This is a genomic window from uncultured Fretibacterium sp. (assembly GCF_938030725.1).
Taxonomy (GTDB): Bacteria; Synergistota; Synergistia; order Synergistales; family Aminobacteriaceae; genus Fretibacterium.
Genome location: NZ_CALHIQ010000125.1, coordinates 38,059 through 56,923 on the forward strand (window position 1 = coordinate 38,059; position 18,865 = coordinate 56,923).

Here is an 18,865-nt window from a genome sequence, read left to right on the forward strand (position 1 = left end):
CAAGAGATGGACGAAAAGGTCGGAGGGCTCATGGACATGCCGTTCACCGTCGTCGGCGGCGGGCTTGCGGGATGCGAGGCGGCGTGGCAACTGGCCCGGCGCGGCCTGCCCGTGCACCTGTTCGAGATGCGGCCCCTGGCCACGACGCCGGCCCACAGCACGGACCGGCTGGCGGAGGTGGTGTGCAGCAACTCCTTCGGGGCGGACCGGGGACGCGAGCGCCCCTCCGCGGGGGGCATCCTGAAGGACGAGCTGGCCCTGGGCGGCTCCCTGATCCTGGAGTGCGCCGAGGCCTGCCGCGTGCCCGCGGGCGGCGCGCTGGCCGTGGACCGGGAACGCTTCTCGGCCCTGGTCACGGAACGGATCACCGCCCGCCCGGAGGTCCAACTGATCCGCCAGGAGGTCACGTCCCTGCCGGAGGGCCCGGCGATCCTCGCCACGGGCCCCCTCACCTCCGCCCCCCTGGCGGACGCCCTGGCCGCGGCGCTGGGCCGCGGGTACGTGGCCTTCTTCGACGCGGCGGCCCCCATCGTCACCCGCGACTCCATCGACATGGAGAGGGCCTACGTCGCAGGGCGGTGGGGCGGGAGCGGGGACTACATCAACTGCCCCATGACGCGGGAGGAGTACCTGGCCTTCCACGACGCGCTGGTCCACGCAGAGCGCGCGCTGCCCCACGACTTCGAGCGGGGGATGTACTTCGAGGGCTGCATCCCCATCGAGGCCCTGGCGGAGCGGGGCCCGGACACCCTGCGCTTCGGCCCCCTCCGCCCGGTGGGGCTGGAGGACCCCCGGCCGGGACACGGCGGCCGCGCCTGGGCCGTCGTGCAGCTGCGGCAGGACGACGCCGCGGGGACGCTCTTCAACCTCGTGGGCTTTCAGACCGGGCTGAAGTGGGGAGAGCAGCGGCGCGTGTTCTCCATGATCCCCGGCCTCGAGCGCGCCGAGTTCGTGCGCCTGGGGGTGATGCACCGCAACACCTCCGTCTGCGCGCCCGCCGTGCTGGACCCGTGGCTGCGTCCCACCCCCACGAGGCGAGGGGACCTGTTTCTGGCGGGACAGATCACGGGGGTGGAGGGCTACATGGAGAGCACGGCCATGGGGCTCGCGGCCGGCCTCCACGCCGCCTGCCTGGCGACGGGGCGCCCCCTGCCCGTCTGGCCCGACGAAACGGTCGTCGGGTCCCTGATGCGCTACCTCCGAACCGCGGACCCGGAGCGCTTTCAGCCCATGAACGCCAACCTGGGCATCCTCCCTCCGCTGGAGGGCCGGATACGGGACAAAAAGCTTCGCGCCGCGGCCTACCGCGACCGCGCCCTGGCCGCCGCCGAGGGCTTCTGGCGGGCTCAGGGCGTCCCCGCGCCTTGACGTCAGCACGGCGAATCAATAAAATAGTGCCATCTTCAGCTTAAGGAGGTCGTGTTATGAAAAGGATTTGCGTTATTCTGGCCGCCCTGCTGGCCGCGACGTTGGCCGCGTGCCCCGCATCGGCTGAGTTCGTGCGCAGGGTCGTGCCCCTGGAGCGAGAGGGCGTCAAGCTCTTCCTGGAGTCCCTCGAAAGCGGGGACGCGAGCGTCCCCCGGAAGCCGCTGCTCCTGGTCCATGGACTGACCTACTCCTCCCACGAGTTCGACGTGGACTATCAGGACTACAGCCTCGCCCGCTTCTTCGCGGAGAAAGGCTACGCGGTGTGGCGCCTGGACATCGCGGGCTACGGCTCGTCCCAGGCCGTTGAGGACGGCTTCCTGCCAAACTCGGACTACGCGGCGGAGGACATCGCGGCCGCGGCGGGCGTCATCCTGAAGGAAAGCGGAAGCGCAAAGCTGGACGTGCTGGGCTGGAGCTGGGGCACCGTCACCAGCGGGCGCTTTGCCGCAAAGTACCCGGACCTGGTGCGCAGGCTCGTGCTCTACGCCCCCATCGTGGCCGGCCTGGGGGCCGTCGAGGTGACGAAGCCCTTCAACCACAACACCTGGGCCCACGCGGCGGGCGATTTTCAGACGCGCCAGGACCAGAGCATCGACTACGACATCGTGGAGCGCGCCGTGGCGGACACGTTTCTGTCCAACTGCTGGCGCTACGACGGGGACTCGAGCCCCAACGGCGGGCGTCGGGACCTCTTGGTGTCGGACGACGTGCGCCTGATCCCCACCGCGCAGATCAAGGCGCCGACGCTGATCATCGCCGGATCGGTGGACCCCTACGTTTCCCCGGAGCTCTGCCGGGAGGCCTTTGAAACCCTGCCGAACAAGGGTTCAAAGCTGGAGATCGTTGAGGGCGCCGCCCACGCCATGATGATGGAAAAGCCTTGGTACCAAACCTTCCGGGAGAAGGTGCTGGACTTCCTCAAAGAGCAGGACTGACCTCGGACGGAGGGGACGGCGAAGGGCGCGGCAGTCGAGGTCGGACTGCCGCGCCCTTTTTTGTGCCCGGCCCCTAGCGGAACGACACGACGGTCACGCCGAAGCCGCCCTCCCCCTCGCCCCCGAGGCGAAAGTCCTTGACGTACTTCAGCCGGGCGCAGAGCGCGTGGACCTCCCGGCGCAGGATGCCCTCGCCCCGCCCGTGGATGACCGTGACGCTCGTGTGGTTGGCGCGGTAGGCCCGGTCCAGGTAGCTCTCCACCAAGGGCATGGCCGTCCCCACGTCCATGCCCCGCACCATGATGGAGCTGGGGACCGTTTCCGCCCTGGACATGGCCTCGGCGTTGGGAGGCGGCACGGCGACCTTGGCCTTTTTCTCCGTCGGGGCCAGCTGCTCCAGGGGGACCTCCACGCGCATGGGGCCCGCCATCAGCGCCGCGCGACCGTTCTTCACGGACTCCACCACGCCCACGATGCCGCTGCCGGCCACCTGCACCGTGACGCCCGGCTCCACGACAAAGGTGGCGGGGCGGCTCGCGATCTCCCGCTCCACGCGCCTGCTGCGGCGCCGATCGATGCCGCTCCGTATCCTCCGAATCTCCTGCCGGCGGCCCTCCAGCCCCTGACTCGCACTCATCTTCACCGTCTCCTCCAGGTCGCGGATCATGCCCTTCGACGCCGCCTCCGCCCGGCTGAGCAGCTGCTCCGCCCGACGGTCCGCCGCCTCCATGATGCTGTCCCGCTGGCCGTCGATCTCCCGCACCCGGTCCTGATAGGCCTGCCGCAGGCGCTCCGTCTCCTGAACGGTCGCCTGGAAGCTCCGCTCCGCCTGGTCCAGCGCCGCCCGCCGCTCCACCAGCTCCCCCATCAGCTCCTCCGCCGAAACCTCGTGGGTGGCCAGCTCTCCCTGAGCCAGCTTCAGGACCTCCTCCGGCATCCCGTAACGCCGGGCGATGGCCAGGGCGTTGCTCTTGCCGGGGACGCCCATGAGGAGCCGGTAGGTCGGGGCCAGGCGCTCCGCATCGAACTCCATGCTGGCCGTCTCCACTCCGGGCGTCGTCAGGGCATACTGCTTGATGGGGTTGTGGTGCGTGGTGGCCAGGGTCGTGCAGCCGCGGCCCCGCAGGGTCTCCAGGATGGCCGTCCCCAGGGCCGCCCCCTCCTGGGGGTCCGTCCCCGCCCCCAGCTCGTCCAGCAGCACCACGGACTGGCGCGTGGCGTCCCGCAGGATGCCCACGATCTTCCTCAGATGCGCGCTGAAGGTGGAGAGGTTCTGCTCGATGCTCTGCTCGTCGCCGATGTCGGCGAAGAGGGCGTCGAAGCTGCCGATCCGGGTGCCGTCCCGGGCGGGCACCGGCAGGCCGCACCAGGCCATCAGCAGGAGCACTCCCACGGTCTTGAGGACCACCGTCTTGCCCCCCGTGTTGGGCCCGGTCACCACCAGGGTGGAGAACCCCTCATCCTCCCCGCAGGACACGTCCACGGGAACGGCCGCGTCCTTCAGCATGGGGTGCCGCGCCCCCACCAGGCGGAGGCCGCGCTTCCGGCTCAGCGCCGGGACGATCCAGCCCCGCCCGCGCACCAGCCCGTCGCAGGCCGTCATCAGGTCGAGCTCTCCCAGTACGCGCTCCGCCGCGTCCAGGGCTCCCGCGCGGGCCAGGACCTTTCGCGTCAAGTCCAGCAGGATCAGCTGCTCCTCGTCGCGCTCGTCGTGGGTCCGCATCAGGAGGCCATTGTTGATGGAAGAGAGCATCCGAGGCTCCATGTAAACGGAATTTCCGGAGCTGGAGCGCTCCACGGCAAGGCCGGGGAACCGGTTGACGTACTCCTGCCGCACCAGGAGCAGGAAGCGCCCGTCCCGCCAGGCCAACGTCCGCTCCTGGAGCATGTTCAGGACGTTGGGGTCGTTCAGCAGGCGCTCCACCGTGCGCCGCCCGGACCGCTTCAGGGACTCCAGTGCCTCCCGTATCTGAGCCAGCTTCGGGCTGGCCCGGTCCGCCAGGCGCCCCGTGTCCTCCACCACGGAGAGGGCCTCGATCTCCGGGGCGAAGTCCCTCAGCCTCCGGCGCAGCGCCTCAAGGGCGGGATGCGGGGCGTCCGCCAAGCCGTCCCGCACGCGCTTCGCCGCGCCCATCAGGGCGCGCACCATCAGGAGCTCGCCCCCCGACAGGATGCCGCTGCGCCGGGCCCCCTCGAAGAGGGGGGTGACGGCGGGCAGGTCCGCGCTCCACTGGGGGGCTCCCTGGGCGTCCAGCAGGTCCTGCCACTCCCTCAACAGGTCCGCGCGACGGCTGAGGCGGGCGAAGTCCTCCGCAGGGGCCAGCCGATCGAGGGCCAGGGCTCCCAGCTCTCCCCCCAGGCGTTCCCGCAGGGGCGACAGGGCCTTGCGGAACTCCAGGAGCTCCAGGACGGAGGGCTCCGCGTGCATCAGTGGCTCACGTCCGGCGAGGCGGGCACGGCCAGCACGTCCTCCGACCGGACCACCCCCTCGTCCTGTGAGGCTGATGCGGGGAGAGCCAGGGCGGCGGTTCCGACGGATAGGGCCCCGGACCGCAGCTTCTCCAGGTCCAGCAGTCCCTGCCCCTCGAGGAAGCGCACCGCAGGCGGCCAGGCTATGGCCGCCGCGCGCATGGCGCGGCTCTCCGCCATCCAATCGGTGGGGACGACGGCGGAGAACATCGTCAGCAGGCCGTAGACGAAGATCAGGACGCAGAAGGTCTTGACCGCGCCCATGGCGAGCCCCAGCACGTGGTCCGGCAGCGACAGGTTGGCCGCCGCGATCAGCATGGAGAAGAGCTCCGCCAGGGCGGCGAAGAGGATGGAGATCGCGAAGAAGATGGCGACGGCGCAGCCCAGCCCCGTCAGCCGAAGGTCCCAGGAGGGGAAGTGCCTCAGCACGAACTCCGCGGCAGGGCCCGCCAGGGTCCAGGCGGCCACCGCGCTGACGACGGAACCCACAAGGCTCAGGACCTCGCCAAAGAAGCCGCGCAGCGCCCCTCGCACCAAAAAGAAGGCCAGGAGGCACGCAGCCAGAACGTCAACGATCAAAGCAAGACTCATGAAAATTTCTCCTTAGTGTTTTTAATGGTTTGTATAGGATCGACTGGGGCGGCCGTCAAGCCTCCTCCGTACACTGGCGTGCTCCACCCGATTGCGCCCGTTCTTCTTGGCGGAGTAGAGCGCGTTGTCCGCACGCTCCACCAGGGTTTCCGGCGTGTCCTCCCGGGTCAGCTCGGCCACCCCCAGGGAGATCGTCACCTGCTTACCCTCCCCGAGGCTGCGGGAACGGACCTCGCAGGAGCTGCGGATGCGCTCGGCGATGGCAACGGCGGTCATCATGGGCGCGCCGTCCAGGACGGCGCAGAACTCTTCCCCGCCGTAGCGCGCGGCGATGTCGCACTCCCGGAGGGAACCCTTCAGGATCTCCGCGATCAGGATCAGCGCGCCGTCCCCCTCCTGATGGCCCCAGGTGTCGTTGAAAACCTTGAAGTGGTCGATGTCCATCATGATGAAGGACAGGGGACGGTTTCTGGAGCGGACGCTCGCGATGCGCTCGGCCAGCGAGTACTTCAGAAATGCGTGGTTGTACAGGCCCGTCATGGCGTCCCGCTGGCTGAGCTCCCGGTAATAGCTGCTCTGGGCCTGAAGCCGGGTGTAGTCGTGGAAGCGCGTCCGCGTTTCATAGAGCGGAATGCAGGTGACGCCCAACAGCAGGATCAGGAAGAGGCCCATGCTGACCATGCCCATGAAGAAGGCCCCGCCGAGGGACAGGAAGGTATAACAGAAGAGCCCCACGAAGGACAGGGCAAAGGCGAGGTTGACGGCGAAGAAGGTCAGCAGGTAGAAGTCCCGCCGTCCCATGCGGTACAGGTGGAACGCCAGGTTCAGGAAGCCCGCGACGTTGACCAAGAAGGCCAGAAGGATCGCCGTCACGAGCAGGCCCGGACGGTTCGTCTGGCTCAGCAGCGTCACGGAGAGGCCCAGCAGGACCTGCGCCCACGTCATGGGGCTGCCTCCCCGGGTGCGCTCCCCTCCAAGGGAGTAGAACACCGCGTGGTTGAGTGTAGACCAGACGACGTTCAGGACGCCGTAGAAAAGCCAGGTGAGGAAGTAGATCAGGCGCATCGGCAGGTCGAAGTAGAGGCTGGGATAGCGGTTGAAGAACAAAATGAAGAAGAAGAACGCGACCTGCCCAACGATGGCGCTGCGGTAGAACGGGCTGCCCGTGGAGAGGTAGAACAGGAGGTAGGCCAGGATGAAGCCCAGAAGGGAGCAGATAAAGAGGGTGTGGAACGAGAAGGCCTCCATCTGCCGCGCCATGAATTGGTCCTGGTCCAGGATGTGCAGGTAGGCGCTCAGCGGCAGGGTGTTCAGGATTCGCAGGTAGACGTGGCGGCCCGGCCGCGCGTCAAAGAAACAGGGCATGAGGAAGACCGGGTGCGGGTTACGGATCGCGCCGTTCCCCTCGAGGGGCCTGCCGCTCCAGGAGGCCCAGAGCATAAGGCGGTCCGAGTTCACGGGATCCGGCACGAAACACTCCACCCGCGTGACCTGGGTGGTGGACAGCAGGGCCACCTGGCTGCGACGCAAAAATGGACACCCACTGTCATGGACGAACTGAGCGACGGGGATCCGAAACCAGCGCTCTCCATTGAACGACGCCATCTGCATCACGCCGTTCCTCATGGGGACGAAAGCCTCCGACCTCAGGGCCTCGACCCGGCGCGCCCTTTCCTCCGCCGTTTCCCCGTCAAGGGCCGGCAGCCCGGCGGACGCGGGAAGCTCCTCGATCGCCGCAAGGCGATACTGCCCCCAGTTCTCGCCCGCTCGGTACGCCATGCACATCACGGCCAAAAGGAAGACGACTACTAGAAGGAAACCCAACCACCATCGCAGCCTCTTCAATTTATCCCTGTCCTTTCCGTGCCCTCTCGGCCCACCAGGCCGCTATTCGCATCCCAAACACATCAAAAGAAGCTCAAACGGGCAGATCGTGCAGGACAGCCGTGCAGAGGCCTCCGCCACAGATGAACCATAAGTAACAATGATACTTCCCCCCCACAGAAATTTAAAGGGCCGGCCGATGGGCCATTCCCCGCGAAAAAGAATTCTAAACCACTATAAATGCTCAACTTACGCCATTTCTTTTTCATCCGATGGGCACAAAATAAGGCCGTTCAACCCATAAAACAATATCCTTTATTCTTGCCAATTCAGGAGCTTGAGGCACCTAACCAGTGAGCTTACCGCACGATGCCTATGAGCCCTTCGACTCATATCTCCGAACGATTCCACCCACCCTTCGCCTGCAGCCCCTTCGTCCGACGGCGGGGCGGGGGGACGAACGCCGGCGTTTTCCTGAAAGCGCGGCCAAAACCCCGTGCAAACCCCTCACGAAAATGCTAGAATAATGCCGTCAGTTTTAATGAAGTTCGGTTAAGTTCAATTGTTTATCCTTAAGGAGGCGTTTTGTAGTGAAGAAATTTGCGGCGGCGTTGGCGTGTCTTTGTGCTCTGCTCTGTGGGAGCTGTGCTTTTGGCGACGACAAGCCCCTGGTCGTGGGCTTCGCTCAGATCGGGGCGGAGAGCGGCTGGCGCACGGCGGAGACCGACTCCGTGCTCTCCGCAGCCAAGGAGCTGGGGATCGACCTCAAGTTCAGCGACGCTCAGCAGAAGCAGGAAAACCAGATCAAGGCCATCCGTTCCTTCATCGCTCAGGGCGTGGACGGAATCCTCCTGGCTCCTGTCGTCGAGACCGGCTGGGAGCCCGTCCTGAACGAGGCGAAGAAGGCCGGCATCCCGGTGATCCTCTTGGACCGCGGCATCGTCACGGACGACGACTCCCTTTACGTCTGCAAGATCACGTCGGACTTCGTCTTCGAGGGACGGGAGGCCGCCAAGTGGGTCGTCAAAGAATTGAACGGGAAGGGCAACGTGGTCCAGCTTCAGGGGACCCCCGGCGCCTCCGCCGCCCTGGAGCGGCAGAAGGGGTTCGAGGAGGAGCTCGCCCAGCACCCCGACGTCAAGATCCTGGAGTCCCAGACCGGCGACTTCACGATGGAGCTCGGCAAGCAGGTCATGGAGGCGTTTCTGAAGAAGTACGGGAAGGACATCCAGGTGGTCTACGCCCACAACGACGACATGGGGCTGGGCGCCGTTCAGGCGATCCGCGAGGCGGGATTCAAGCCCGGAACGGACATCAAGGTCATCACGATCGACGCGACCAAGCACGCCTTTCAGGCGATGGTCGACGGGGACATCAACGCGGTCGTGGAGTGCAACCCGCTGCTTGGCCCCCTGGCCTTTGAAACCCTGAAGAAGGCCATCGCGGGTGAGGCGCTCGAGAAGTGGATCGTCCAGAAGGACGAGCTGTTCGAGATGTCCCAGGCCGCGGAGCTGATCGGGCTTCGCAAGTACTAGCCGGAGGGGCGGGGCCTCCCGACGCCCTTTCGGGGTGCGCCGGAGAGGGATACTTTTTGGGGCAGGTGATCTTGAGTGGTATCGGAAGGAACCGTCCTGCTGGAGGCATCGAACGTTTCTCTCTCCTTCCCCGGAGTGAAGGCCCTCGACCACGTCGACTTCACGCTCCGGCGGGGGGAGGTCCATGCCCTCATGGGGCAGAACGGGGCTGGAAAATCGACCCTGATCAAGGTCCTCTCCGGCGTCTGTCGTCGCGATGAGGGGTCCCTGCGCTTCAAGGGGCGGGAGGTCGCCTTCGGGACGCCCCTCGACGCGCAGAGGGCCGGCATCGCGACGGTGCACCAGGAGGTCAACCTGATCCCCACGCTCTCCGTGGCCGAGAACCTCTTTCTCGGCGCGTTCCCCAGACGGGGACTCCGCCGGATCGACTGGGCCAGGATGTTTCGGGAGTCGGAGGAGCTCCTGGCCCGGCTGAACCTTCGGATCGACGTGAGCGAACGGCTGGAGAGCTACTCCATAGCGGTCTGGCAGCTCGTGGCCATCGCGCGCGCCCTTCGGATGTCCTCGGACGTCCTGATCCTCGACGAGCCGACGTCGAGCCTCGACGCGGAGGAAACGGCTCTCCTCTTCGACGTGATGCGGGACCTGAAACAAAAGGGACTGGGCATCCTCTTCGTCACCCACTTCCTGGAGCAGATGTACGAGGTCGCGGACCGCGTCACGGTGCTGCGCAACGGGTGTCGGGTCGGGGAGTACGAGGTCGCCGACCTGTCTCGCATCGACTTGGTCACGGCCATGGTGGGGCGGCAGGTGGAGGAGGGGACCGAGGCGCGCCGGACCCCAAAGGGCCGGGACGAGGACGTTCCCTTCCTTGACGTTCGGGGAGCGGGCCGCAGCGGGGCGATCGAGCCGCTGGACCTCTCCATCGGTCGGGGGGAGGTCGTCGGGTTAGCCGGCCTTTTGGGGTCGGGCAGGAGCGAGGCGGCGCGGATGATCTTCGGGGCCGACCCGGCGGACCGCGGGGAGCTCCTCGTGGAGGGGCGACGGGAGAGGATCACCTCACCCGCCGACGCGATCGCCCTGGGATTCGGCTTCTGCCCGGAGGACCGGAAGGCGGACGGGCTCGTCGGCAAGCTCTCGGTCCGGGAGAACATCATCCTGGTGCTGCAGACAAGCCGCGGCTGGGCCAGGCTCTTGAGGCGCGCCGAACAGGAGCGGATCGCGGACCGATTCATCCAGGCGCTGCAGATCAAGACCCCCGGCGCCGAACAGGCGGTCGAGAAGCTCTCCGGAGGCAACCAGCAGAAGGTCGTCATCGCCCGCTGGCTGGCCTCCAACCTGCGGTTTCTGATCCTCGACGAGCCGACCCGCGGCATTGACGTCGCGGCGAAGTTCGAGATCCAGAAGCTGATCCTGTCCCTGGCGGACGACGGCCTGGCCGTGCTCTTCATCTCCTCGGAGCTGGACGAAACGGTCCGCTGCTGCGGGCGCGTCGCCGTCCTTCGGGACCGGCGCAAGGTGGAGGAGCTGTCGGGCGCCGACGTCAACCGGGAGAGGATCCTGCAGGCCATCGCCAACGCCTGAGGAAGCGCCTCTTGCCTTGCGGGCAGGCCATTGATTGAAGCTTGAAGGGGGAGTCGTCGTGCTGAAGCCATCGGGGAACCGAACGTCGCGGCCCTACCTGTGGGCCCTGTCGTTCTGGCTCCTGCTCCTGATCTTCAACCTGTTCTTCACGGAGAACTTCTGGGCCATCGAGGTCCGGGACGGGCACCTCTACGGCAGCCTCCTGGACGTCCTGCGCCGGGCGGCGCCCACCGTCCTGCTCTCCATGGGGATGACCCTGGTCATCGCCACCGGAGGCATCGACCTCTCCGTAGGGGCCGTCATCGCCATCGCGGGGTCGGCAGCCGCCCTTTTGGCCCGCGCCCACTGCCCCCTGCTCCTGGTCGTCGCAGCTCCGCTGGCCCTCGCGGCCGTTGCGGGGCTCTGGAACGGGCTCCTCGTGACGCGCCTCGGCATCCAGCCCTTCGTGGCGACGCTGATCCTCATGGTGTCGGGGCGCGGCATCGCCCAGCTGCTCTGCGGTGGGCAGATCGTCCGCTTCTCGTACCCCGCCTTCGAGTTCCTCTCGTCGGGGTTCCTCCTGGGCCTGCCGTTCTCCCTCTACGTGACCGCGCTCCTCTGCATTGGAGCGGGCCTCGCGGCGCGCAGGACGGCCCTCGGGCTCTTCGTCGAGGCGATCGGGATCAACCCCTCCGCCAGCCGCTACGCGGGCGTCAACGCCTCGGCGGTCAAGGCCCTCGTCTACGTCCTCTCGGCCCTCTGCGCGGGCGTCGCCGGCCTGCTCCTGACGACGGAGATCCGGGCGGCGGACGCCAACAACGTCGGCCTGAACCTGGAGCTGGACGCGATCCTGGCCACAGTCATCGGGGGGACGCCGATGACCGGCGGACGCTTCTGCCTCCTGGGCTCCATCATCGGAGCGCTGATCATCCAGACCCTGACCACGACGATCCTGGCCCAGGGCGTGCTCCGACCGGCGACGCTGGTGGTGAAAGCGCTGGTCGTCATCCTGATCAGCCTCATGCAGTCGCCTGCGGTGCGCGCCGGCATGGCGCGGATGAGGGCTGCGCTGTGAGGCCCCTCTGCGGACGGAGGCCGGGGCGGATCAGGGCCCGCCACATCCCGTTGCTGGCCACCCTGTCGGTCTTCCTGCTGCTCTTTACGGCGGCCTCCCTGCGGTTCCCCAGTTTCTTCTCCCTGAGGGTGTTCGTGAACCTCCTCATCGATAACGCCTTCCTGGGCGTCATCGCGGTGGGCATGACGTTCGTCATCCTGTCGGGCGGCATCGACCTCTCCGTGGGGTCCGTCGTGGCCTGCACCGGCGTCCTGATGGCCAGGCTCGTGTCCGTCCACGGGCTCAACCCCTTCCTCGTGATGGGGCTCGTCCTCGTCCTCGGCACGGCCTTCGGCGCCCTGATGGGCGTCCTGATCGCCTGCTGCGACCTCCCCCCCTTCATCGTGACCCTGGGCGGCATGTTCTTCCTGCGCGGCGCCGCGCAGATGATCAGCCTGGAGTCCATCCCGCTGAAGTCCCCGTCGCTGACGGCGATGGCCTCCTTCGGCATCCCTCTGACGGAGCGGGTCAACCTGCCCTTCGTGGCGCTCGTCTTCCTGGGGGTCGCCGCGGCCGCCACCTGGGTCGCCCAATCGACGGCCTTTGGCAGGAACGTCTACGCGATAGGGGGCGGCGAGAGCTCGGCCGCCATGATGGGGCTGCCCGTCCGCTCCTGCAAGGTGCAGGTGTACGCCCTGTCCGGCTTCTTCGCCGCGCTGGGGGGAATCCTGTACAGCCTCTACACGTTCTCAGGCTACGCCCTGGCCGGCATCGGGCTAGAGCTCGACGCCATCGCCTCGGTCGTGATCGGGGGCACGCTCCTGTCGGGCGGGGTCGGCACCCTCCCCGGCACCATCGTCGGGGTCCTGATCCAGGGGGTGATCCAGTCGTTCATCAGCTTCGAGGGAACCCTCAATTCCTGGTGGACGAAGATCGTGGTGGGGGCGCTCCTCCTCCTGTTCATCCTCCTTCAGACCTGGGTGGTGCGGTCGGCGCGCTTCGCCGTCCCCACAAAGAAAAACCCTCCGGAAGCCAGCCAGTAGGGCGGCCTCCGGAGGGTCGGCTGACGGCCTCAGCTCCTGGGGATCGGGACCGTCCAGCCGAAGGGGTCGGGGCGGTTGCCCCACTGCAGGCCCGTCAGCTCGTCGTAGAGCCTTCGGGAGGTGGGGCCGATCTCCCCGCCGTTGACGACGTAGCTCTTGCCCTCATAGGACAGCTCTCCGATGGGAGAGATCACCGCTGCGGTGCCCGTGCCCCAGGCCTCCTCCAGCGTTCCCTCCTCCGCGGCCCGCGTCAACTCATCGACGCCGATCTTCCGCTCCTCCACCGTCATGCCCCAACTCCGCATCATCTCGATGCAGGACTTTCGCGTGATGCCCGGCAGAATGGACCCGTCGGCCAGGGAGGGGGTGACGACCCGCCCCCCGATCTTGAACATGACGTTCATCGCGCCGACCTCCTCCACGTACTTGCGCTCCACGCCGTCCAGCCACAGCACCTGAGCGTAGCCCTTCTCCATGGCCCGGTCCCCCGCCCGGTTGCTCGCCGCGTAGTTCCCTCCGCACTTCGTGTAGCCCGTGCCGCCCCGCACCGCCCGGACGTCCTCCGTCTCAAGCATGATTCGGACGGGCTTCAGGCCTTCGGGGAAGTAGCTGCCCACCGGCGACAGGATGATGGCGAACGTCGCCCGATGGATGCCGTGCAGCGCCAGCGCAGGGTCCGTCGCAAAGACGAAGGGGCGGATGTAGAGCGACGTTCCGGGGTCCGACGGCACCCAGGACTGATCCGTCCTGACGATCTCCTTGATGGCCTCCACCGTGTCCTCCGGGTTCAGCTGGGGCAGGCCGATGCGCTCGCAGGAACGGTTGAGGCGCAGAGCGTTCTCCATGGGGCGGAACAGCTGCACGGCGCCGTCCGCGCGTCGGTAGGCCTTCAGCCCCTCAAAGACCTCCGCGCCGTAGTGAAAGACGCTGGCCGCGGGCGACAGGACGATGGGGCCGAAGGGGACGATGCGCGGCCCGTGCCACCCCTCCACGTCGCTGTAGTCCATCAAAAACATGTGGTCCGTAAAGACGCTCCCCCAGCCCAGCTCCTTCGACGGGGGCAGCTTCCCCGGACGCTCGTTCCTCGTAAACGCAATCTTCATCGTCATGACCTCCAGAACCTAAGACAGCCCCCGGCCGCTAACGGATCTCCAGCGCGTGCGCCATGTTCGCGCGCACGTCGTCGCAGCATCTCCTGAACTCCGCCAACTCCTCCGCCGACATGGGGATCTCCACCACCTGCTCCGCGCCCCCTGCGCCCACCACAGCAGGCACGCCAATGAAGATCCCACTCTCCCCGTACTCGCCCTCAAGGCGCGTCGCGACGGGCAGGATCTGCTTCTCGTCCAGAAGGACGACGCTCGCCATGCGCGCCGCCGTAGAGCTGATGCCGTACTCCGTGCACTGCTTGCCGCTGAACACCACCCAGCCCGCGTCCCGCGCCTCCTTGCGGATCGCCTCGTGATCGAAGCGGAAGCGCTCGTCCGTCTTCTCCCACTCCGTGAGGGGCTTACCGCCAAAGGACACCGCAGACCAGGGCACCATCTGGGACGCGCCGTGCTCTCCCATGACGTAGGCGCAGATGGACTTGTGGTCCACCCCCGTCTGACGCGCCAGGGCGGACCGCAGGCGCGCTGTGTCAAGCCCCGTGCCCGTGCCGAACACGCGGCCCCGCGGCAGTCCCGACAACTCCGCGAAGCGCCAGGCCACCACGTCGCAGGGGTTCGTGATGTTGATGACGACCCCGTCAAAGCCGGACTCCATCACCCGATCCACGTAGCCGTTGACGGCTCGGATGGTGAAGTCCATCTCATCCAAACGGGTCTTGTTACCCGTGGCCAGCAGTTGGATGTGCCCCGCGCTGTTCACCAGCACGTCGCAGTCCTTCAGGTCCGGGAAGTCCCCGGAGCGCACCTCGACGCGGTGCGGCAGGTAGCAGACGGAGTCCATAACGTCCTGGGCCTCGCAGTCCGCCTTCTTTCTCTCCTTGTCCACCAGGATGATCTCGTCCGCAATGCCCTGCACCGCAAGGCTGTAGGCGACGTGCGCTCCAACGTGCCCAATGCCGATGATGCCAATCGTCCTCTTCTTCCTCTGCATGTCCAACACCCCTATCTGTAACTAAAAAACCAACGCCCGTTGACTCAAAAAAGCTGCCGCCTGCCCCGCGCGGGTAATCCGCCGGCGCGTTCAGCGCCTTTCTCTCTCGCTGTACCCAAGGGTCAAGACCATTCTGAGCAGAGCCCCTCCGTTCTTCGCCACGGCCGTCCAGACCGCGGCCGCCAGGAACACGAGCGCCCCCAGGCCCAGCACCATCCTACCGTACTTCCTTGGGTTGTTGTCGAAGTACTGCAACATTCGGTCCGCGTATCCCGCCCGAACGTCCTCCTCCGGGAGGCCGCGCGCAGCGGCCTGCAGCGAAAAATACGTTTCGACGCGCGTCCCCTCGTAGGGCTGGACCAGGACAAAGAACGAAGAGGCCGGCCCCTTCTCCCGCCTGTGGAGGCTCTTGACCAGGACCAGCTTGTCCTCCAGCCGGATCGTGTAGAAATACGACGCACTGTTCTTCTTGTCCCTTGGGAAGTGCACGCCCGTGTCCTCCAGCGCAGCGGTGACGCGCGCGTACCTCGCCTTCGTGGTGTGCAGGACCTTTAGATCGACGATCTCGGGGATGCCGTGGGACGCCACATCCCAACAGATGACCCCGCCCGCAAAGATCACAGCGAGCCCCACGATGAACGAAAAGGCCTGCAAGGCCATCAAGAGCTTCCTGATCACTGAAAACACCCGCCAATCTTCGAAAGATCGCAAAGCCGGTGCCGGAATGCCCTCTCCCTGCGCGCCTTGGCCGACACCCCGACCTCGCCTTAAGCATAATTGATCTATTATACAGCATTTTCGGACCCGTCCCGGCTCCTCGCGCCCCGGTGACACTTCCTTTTGACGGCACTTCCCGATATAATACGTCAAATTCCGGGCGGGCTGCCCGACGTATCTTTGACGGACGGGAGTTTTTCGATCATGACCAACGAGGACAGAGGGTCCGCGCGGCGCGCTCTCTTCGACACGCTGCCGGTCGTCGCCGGCTACATCGTCCTGGGGACGGGGTTCGGCGTGCTGCTCAGCACGAGGGGCTATGGCGCGCTGTGGGCTCTCGCCATGGGGCTCGTCGTCTACTCCGGCTCCATGCAGTTCGTGGACCTCGAGCTGATGGCAGGGGCCGTGTCCCTTCCTACGACGGCCCTCACCGCCCTCATGGTCAGCGCCCGGCACCTCTTCTACGGCATCTCCATGGTGGACCGCTACCGGGGCGCGGGCTGGAGGAAGCCCTACCTGATCTACGCCCTGACGGACGAAACGTGGTCCCTGGCCTGCAGCGCGGAGGACCGGCCGGGCTTTCACCGCTACTGCTTCCTCGTGTCGCTGTTCAACCACGCGGCCTGGCTCGCCGGCACAACGCTGGGTGCCCTGCTGGGGCCCTTCATCCCCTTTAACACGAAGGGGATCGACTTCGCCCTCACAGCGCTCTTCGTGACCCTCTGCGTCGAGCAGCAGATGACCGCCCGCCACCGTTCCCCCGCCCTCGTGGGCCTCGCCTCATCCCTCGTCTGCCTGGTGGCCTTCGGCCCGGACCATTTCCTGATCCCGACGATGCTCTCCATCTCAGGGGCTCTGCTGCTCCTGCGCAGGAAACTGGAGGAAGACAATGGCTGAGCTGTTCTGTGGCCCCCACGTGCACGATGCCCTCATCGTCCTCGTCAGCGGCGCCGTGACGCTGGCGCTGAGGTTCCTGCCCTTCCTCACCTTCGGGCGCAGGACGCCCGCCATCGTCGCGTACCTGGGACGGGTCCTGCCCGGAGCCATCATGCCCATGCTGGCGGTCTACTGCCTGCGGAACGTAAACCTGACCGCCGCGCCCTACGGCGCGCCGGAGTTCCTCGCCTGCGCCGTGGCCGCCCTCCTGCACGTTCGGCTGCGCAGCCTGCTCCTCAGCGTCCTCTGCGGCACGGCGTGCTACATGTTCCTGGTGCAGACGGCGTTCTAAAAGGCGCCCGCCCCCGCCTTCCCTAAAAGCGCAGCACGCGCCCGGCCCGCTCGCCCGTGAGGCGGCCCCGGTGCGCCGCCAGCCGTCCGGCCACCCACACGGACTCGATGCCGACGGGTGGGTCCGTGGGGTGTTCGTAGTCGTTGCCGTCCGCGATGGTCCCCGGGTCGAAGAGCACCATGTCCGCGTCCATGCCCGGCCGCAGGAGGCCCTTGCGCGTCAGCCCAAGCCGCGACGCGGGCAGGGAGGTCATCCTGCGGACGCCCTCCTCCATGGAGAAGAGCTTCAGGTCCCGCGCGTAGCGCCCCAGGACGCGGGGGAAGGTCCCGCAATAGCGCGGATGGACGAACTCGCCCCGGAGCGCGATGCCGCCGTCGGACCCCACCATCACCAGCGGGTTCACCATGACGTTCCGAACGTCCTGCTCCGTCATCGTGAAGTAGACGCCCTGATCGCACCCCCGGTTCTTCAAAATGACCTCCAGCAGCGCATCCACCGCGTCGGTCCCCATGTCCTTCGCCACAGCCTCCAGGTTCATCCCCTTGTACTGCGGCGTTCCGGGCAGCTCTCCAAGGACAATCCCCCGCGGCCCGTTACCGTGCTCCATGCACTTCAGCCAGCGCTCGGACGCGGCCATCTCGTCGTGCAGCGGCCTGCGCCGCACGGGGTCCGACAGGAGCTCCACGATGCCCGCCACGCCACCCTCGTGCACCCACTTCGGCATGAGCGAGCGCATGGTGGAGCTGGCGGCCGTGTAGGGGTACTGGTCCACCGTGACGTCGACGCCCTCCGCCCTGGCCCTCTCGATGATGCCAAAGAGGTGCGCCGCCATGCCGGGCCGGTCCCCCTCCCGTGCCTTGAGGTGCACCACCTGGACGGGGATGCGGTTCACCCGCCCCACGTTGATGGTGGCCTCCACGCACTCCGGCGACCTGTCGGCCTGGTTTCGCATGTGGGAGAGGTAGAGCCCCCGACGCTTCGTGAGGCCGCCCGCCACGAACTCCAGTTCCGCGTCCGACGAGTAGATCCCCGGCGGGTAGGCCAGGCCGCTGGTCAGCCCGAACGCCCCCTCCTCCATGCCCTGTTCCACCAGCCCCCGCATCCGGTACAGCTCGTCCTGCGACGGGGCCCGACTCGCGAAGCCCATGACGCACAGGCGCACCGTCCCCTGACCGATGAAGGAGCCCACGTTGACCCCCAGGGGGAGCTCCTCCAGGCGCGACAGCCACTGGCCGAAGCTCTGCCAGTTCCACTTCAGCTTCCGGCCGGACCGCGTCACCCCCGCGTACTCGTCCAACTGGACCACCCGCTCCGGGACGACGGGCGCCGGGCTGATGCCGCACTGCCCCATGACGATCGTCGTCACCCCCTGCAGCAGGAGGTTCTCTCCCTCCGGGTGCAGGGGCAGGACGAAATCCGCGTGGCTGTGGATGTCGATGAAGCCAGGAGCCAGCATCCTGTCCCCCGCCTCCACCTCCGCCGCGCCGCCGCAGGGCGCCACGTTCCGCCCCACCTCCACGATGACCCCGTCCCGGACGCGCACCCCGCCCCGATACCACGCGCTCCCGCTTCCGTCGCAGATCCTGGCGTTCGTTACGACAAACTCCGACATGCAATCCCATCCTTCGTTAAAACACCGTATGACAAAGGCGACGACGCAGCCAAACGTGCGCCGCGTCAGGTCCGTTTATATTATATTTTCCAGTATATCGATCGTGCAAAATTTTTAAAGCGGCTTGACATTAGTTTTATATAAAACTATAATACCCGCATGAAGATCGGGGACGACGTCGCACACAATATTGCCGCTCTGAGAAGCCGCGTCAACGCGTTCATCACGGATCGCCTGGCGAAGGAGGGCGTCACGGACCTGCTGCCGCCTCACGGAGCCGTGCTGACGGCGTTGTACGAGAGCGGACCTCAGTCGATGAAGGCCATCAGCGAGCGCGTGAACCGGGACAAGAGCACGCTGACGGTCCTGGCGCGCAAGCTGGAGTCGCTCGGCTACATCGAGAAGGCAGCGGATCGGGACGACAGCCGGGTCACGATCCTGCGCCTGACGGAGAAGGGCATCGCCTTTCAAGCGTTGTTCGAGCGCATCTCCGAGGAGCTGCGCCGCACGCTGTGGGGGGACACGCCCGATCGGGAGAGGGAGGAGTTCTGCCGCCTGCTTGCGGACATGACGGGACGCATGGAGGAGGCATTGGGGGCCGGCAACGCCGGCGCCAATAGAGCTTGACGTTATTCATACTGTAGACGCTATTCATAACGATTCTTGGATTTACAATCTAAAAGCAACAGAAGGGGGAGAGAGGAGAAAAAAAGGCCCATAGATGGCAGTTATTCGCTAGAATGAGTTTTGCAGGCACAAACAGCGA

General features: G+C 66.6%; 16 protein-coding genes. 9 read left to right on the top strand and 7 right to left on the bottom strand.

Annotated features, from left to right (window positions below; genetic code table 11):
- The first annotated feature begins 6 nt into the window (after positions 1-6).
- The gene (gene trmFO / locus Q0629_RS07340; protein ID WP_298780805.1) at positions 7-1,368 is read left to right on the top strand and encodes a methylenetetrahydrofolate--tRNA-(uracil(54)-C(5))-methyltransferase (FADH(2)-oxidizing) TrmFO; all 1,362 of its coding nucleotides are present in this window, start codon (positions 7-9) and stop codon (positions 1,366-1,368) included.
- Between the two features lie 56 nt (positions 1,369-1,424).
- On the top strand, positions 1,425-2,363 hold the full coding sequence (locus Q0629_RS07345; protein WP_298780808.1) for an alpha/beta hydrolase: 939 nt from the start codon (positions 1,425-1,427) through the stop codon (positions 2,361-2,363).
- Positions 2,364-2,436: 73 nt separating this feature from the next.
- On the opposite strand, the gene Q0629_RS07350 is transcribed toward Q0629_RS07345, so the two are convergent.
- Genes Q0629_RS07350 through Q0629_RS07360 form a run of 3 tightly spaced genes read right to left on the bottom strand, consistent with a single transcriptional unit; the run spans position 2,437 to position 7,268 of the window.
- Entirely contained in the window at positions 2,437-4,791 is a 2,355-nt protein-coding gene (locus tag Q0629_RS07350) for a Smr/MutS family protein (RefSeq protein ID WP_298780810.1), read from the bottom strand.
- Positions 4,791-5,423, bottom strand: a complete 633-nt coding sequence (locus Q0629_RS07355) for a CvpA family protein (protein WP_298780813.1) — start codon at positions 5,421-5,423, stop codon at positions 4,791-4,793. The genes Q0629_RS07350 and Q0629_RS07355 overlap by 1 nt, the downstream gene beginning before the upstream one ends.
- Before the next feature lie 21 nt (positions 5,424-5,444).
- Complete coding sequence (locus Q0629_RS07360) at positions 5,445-7,268, bottom strand: GGDEF domain-containing protein (RefSeq protein ID WP_298780816.1); 1,824 nt, start codon at positions 7,266-7,268, stop codon at positions 5,445-5,447.
- Between the two features lie 569 nt (positions 7,269-7,837).
- Here Q0629_RS07360 and Q0629_RS07365 point away from each other — a divergent pair.
- The 4 genes from Q0629_RS07365 (at position 7,838) to yjfF (ending at position 12,442) form a co-directional block, all read left to right on the top strand.
- Positions 7,838-8,782 (top strand): ABC transporter substrate-binding protein, encoded by a 945-nt coding sequence (locus tag Q0629_RS07365; RefSeq protein WP_298780818.1) that lies wholly within the window; start codon positions 7,838-7,840, stop codon positions 8,780-8,782.
- A 75-nt stretch (positions 8,783-8,857) separates the two neighbouring features.
- Entirely contained in the window at positions 8,858-10,366 is a 1,509-nt protein-coding gene (locus Q0629_RS07370; RefSeq protein ID WP_298780820.1) for a sugar ABC transporter ATP-binding protein, read from the top strand.
- Between the two features lie 34 nt (positions 10,367-10,400).
- Positions 10,401-11,420 (top strand): ABC transporter permease, encoded by a 1,020-nt coding sequence (locus Q0629_RS07375; RefSeq protein WP_298780822.1) that lies wholly within the window; start codon positions 10,401-10,403, stop codon positions 11,418-11,420.
- On the top strand, positions 11,417-12,442 hold the full coding sequence (gene yjfF, locus Q0629_RS07380; RefSeq protein WP_298780825.1) for a galactofuranose ABC transporter, permease protein YjfF: 1,026 nt from the start codon (positions 11,417-11,419) through the stop codon (positions 12,440-12,442). The genes Q0629_RS07375 and yjfF overlap by 4 nt, the downstream gene beginning before the upstream one ends.
- Before the next feature lie 29 nt (positions 12,443-12,471).
- Here yjfF and Q0629_RS07385 read toward each other — a convergent pair whose 3' ends face one another.
- The 3 genes from Q0629_RS07385 to Q0629_RS07395 form a co-directional block, all read right to left on the bottom strand.
- Positions 12,472-13,545 (bottom strand): branched-chain amino acid aminotransferase, encoded by a 1,074-nt coding sequence (locus tag Q0629_RS07385; protein WP_298780828.1) that lies wholly within the window; start codon positions 13,543-13,545, stop codon positions 12,472-12,474.
- A gap of 37 nt (positions 13,546-13,582) precedes the next feature.
- Complete coding sequence (locus tag Q0629_RS07390) at positions 13,583-14,542, bottom strand: L-lactate dehydrogenase (protein ID WP_298780830.1); 960 nt, start codon at positions 14,540-14,542, stop codon at positions 13,583-13,585.
- 90 nt (positions 14,543-14,632) lie between these two features.
- Positions 14,633-15,220 (bottom strand): hypothetical protein, encoded by a 588-nt coding sequence (locus Q0629_RS07395; RefSeq protein WP_298780832.1) that lies wholly within the window; start codon positions 15,218-15,220, stop codon positions 14,633-14,635.
- A gap of 243 nt (positions 15,221-15,463) precedes the next feature.
- On the opposite strand from Q0629_RS07395, the gene Q0629_RS07400 reads away from it, so the two are divergent.
- Both Q0629_RS07400 and Q0629_RS07405 read left to right on the top strand, forming a co-directional pair.
- Positions 15,464-16,156, top strand: coding sequence for an AzlC family ABC transporter permease (locus Q0629_RS07400; protein ID WP_298780834.1), 693 nt, complete (start codon positions 15,464-15,466; stop codon positions 16,154-16,156).
- Positions 16,149-16,487, top strand: a complete 339-nt coding sequence (locus tag Q0629_RS07405; RefSeq protein WP_298780835.1) for an AzlD domain-containing protein — start codon at positions 16,149-16,151, stop codon at positions 16,485-16,487. Before Q0629_RS07400 ends, Q0629_RS07405 begins: the two co-directional genes overlap by 8 nt.
- 22 nt (positions 16,488-16,509) lie before the next feature.
- Here Q0629_RS07405 and Q0629_RS07410 read toward each other — a convergent pair whose 3' ends face one another.
- On the bottom strand, positions 16,510-18,099 hold the full coding sequence (locus Q0629_RS07410) for a D-aminoacylase (RefSeq protein ID WP_298780837.1): 1,590 nt from the start codon (positions 18,097-18,099) through the stop codon (positions 16,510-16,512).
- Positions 18,100-18,258: 159 nt separating this feature from the next.
- On the opposite strand from Q0629_RS07410, the gene Q0629_RS07415 reads away from it, so the two are divergent.
- Positions 18,259-18,726: a MarR family transcriptional regulator gene (locus Q0629_RS07415; RefSeq protein WP_298780839.1), complete on the top strand. Its 468-nt coding sequence runs from the start codon at positions 18,259-18,261 to the stop codon at positions 18,724-18,726.
- Positions 18,727-18,865 lie beyond the last annotated feature (139 nt).

Bases quoted from the DNA above. Each gene is read 5' to 3' on its own strand.
- trmFO (WP_298780805.1), top strand. From the start codon at position 7: ATGGACGAAAAGGTCGGAGGGCTCATGGACATGCCGTTCACCGTCGTC.
- Q0629_RS07345 (WP_298780808.1), top strand. From the start codon at position 1,425: ATGAAAAGGATTTGCGTTATTCTGGCCGCCCTGCTGGCCGCGACGTTG.
- Q0629_RS07350 (WP_298780810.1), bottom strand. From the start codon at position 4,791: ATGCACGCGGAGCCCTCCGTCCTGGAGCTCCTGGAGTTCCGCAAGGCC.
- Q0629_RS07355 (WP_298780813.1), bottom strand. From the start codon at position 5,423: ATGAGTCTTGCTTTGATCGTTGACGTTCTGGCTGCGTGCCTCCTGGCC.
- Q0629_RS07385 (WP_298780828.1), bottom strand. From the start codon at position 13,545: ATGAAGATTGCGTTTACGAGGAACGAGCGTCCGGGGAAGCTGCCCCCG.
- Q0629_RS07390 (WP_298780830.1), bottom strand. From the start codon at position 14,542: ATGCAGAGGAAGAAGAGGACGATTGGCATCATCGGCATTGGGCACGTT.
- Q0629_RS07400 (WP_298780834.1), top strand. From the start codon at position 15,464: ATGACCAACGAGGACAGAGGGTCCGCGCGGCGCGCTCTCTTCGACACG.
- Q0629_RS07405 (WP_298780835.1), top strand. From the start codon at position 16,149: ATGGCTGAGCTGTTCTGTGGCCCCCACGTGCACGATGCCCTCATCGTC.
- Q0629_RS07410 (WP_298780837.1), bottom strand. From the start codon at position 18,099: ATGTCGGAGTTTGTCGTAACGAACGCCAGGATCTGCGACGGAAGCGGG.
- Q0629_RS07415 (WP_298780839.1), top strand. From the start codon at position 18,259: ATGAAGATCGGGGACGACGTCGCACACAATATTGCCGCTCTGAGAAGC.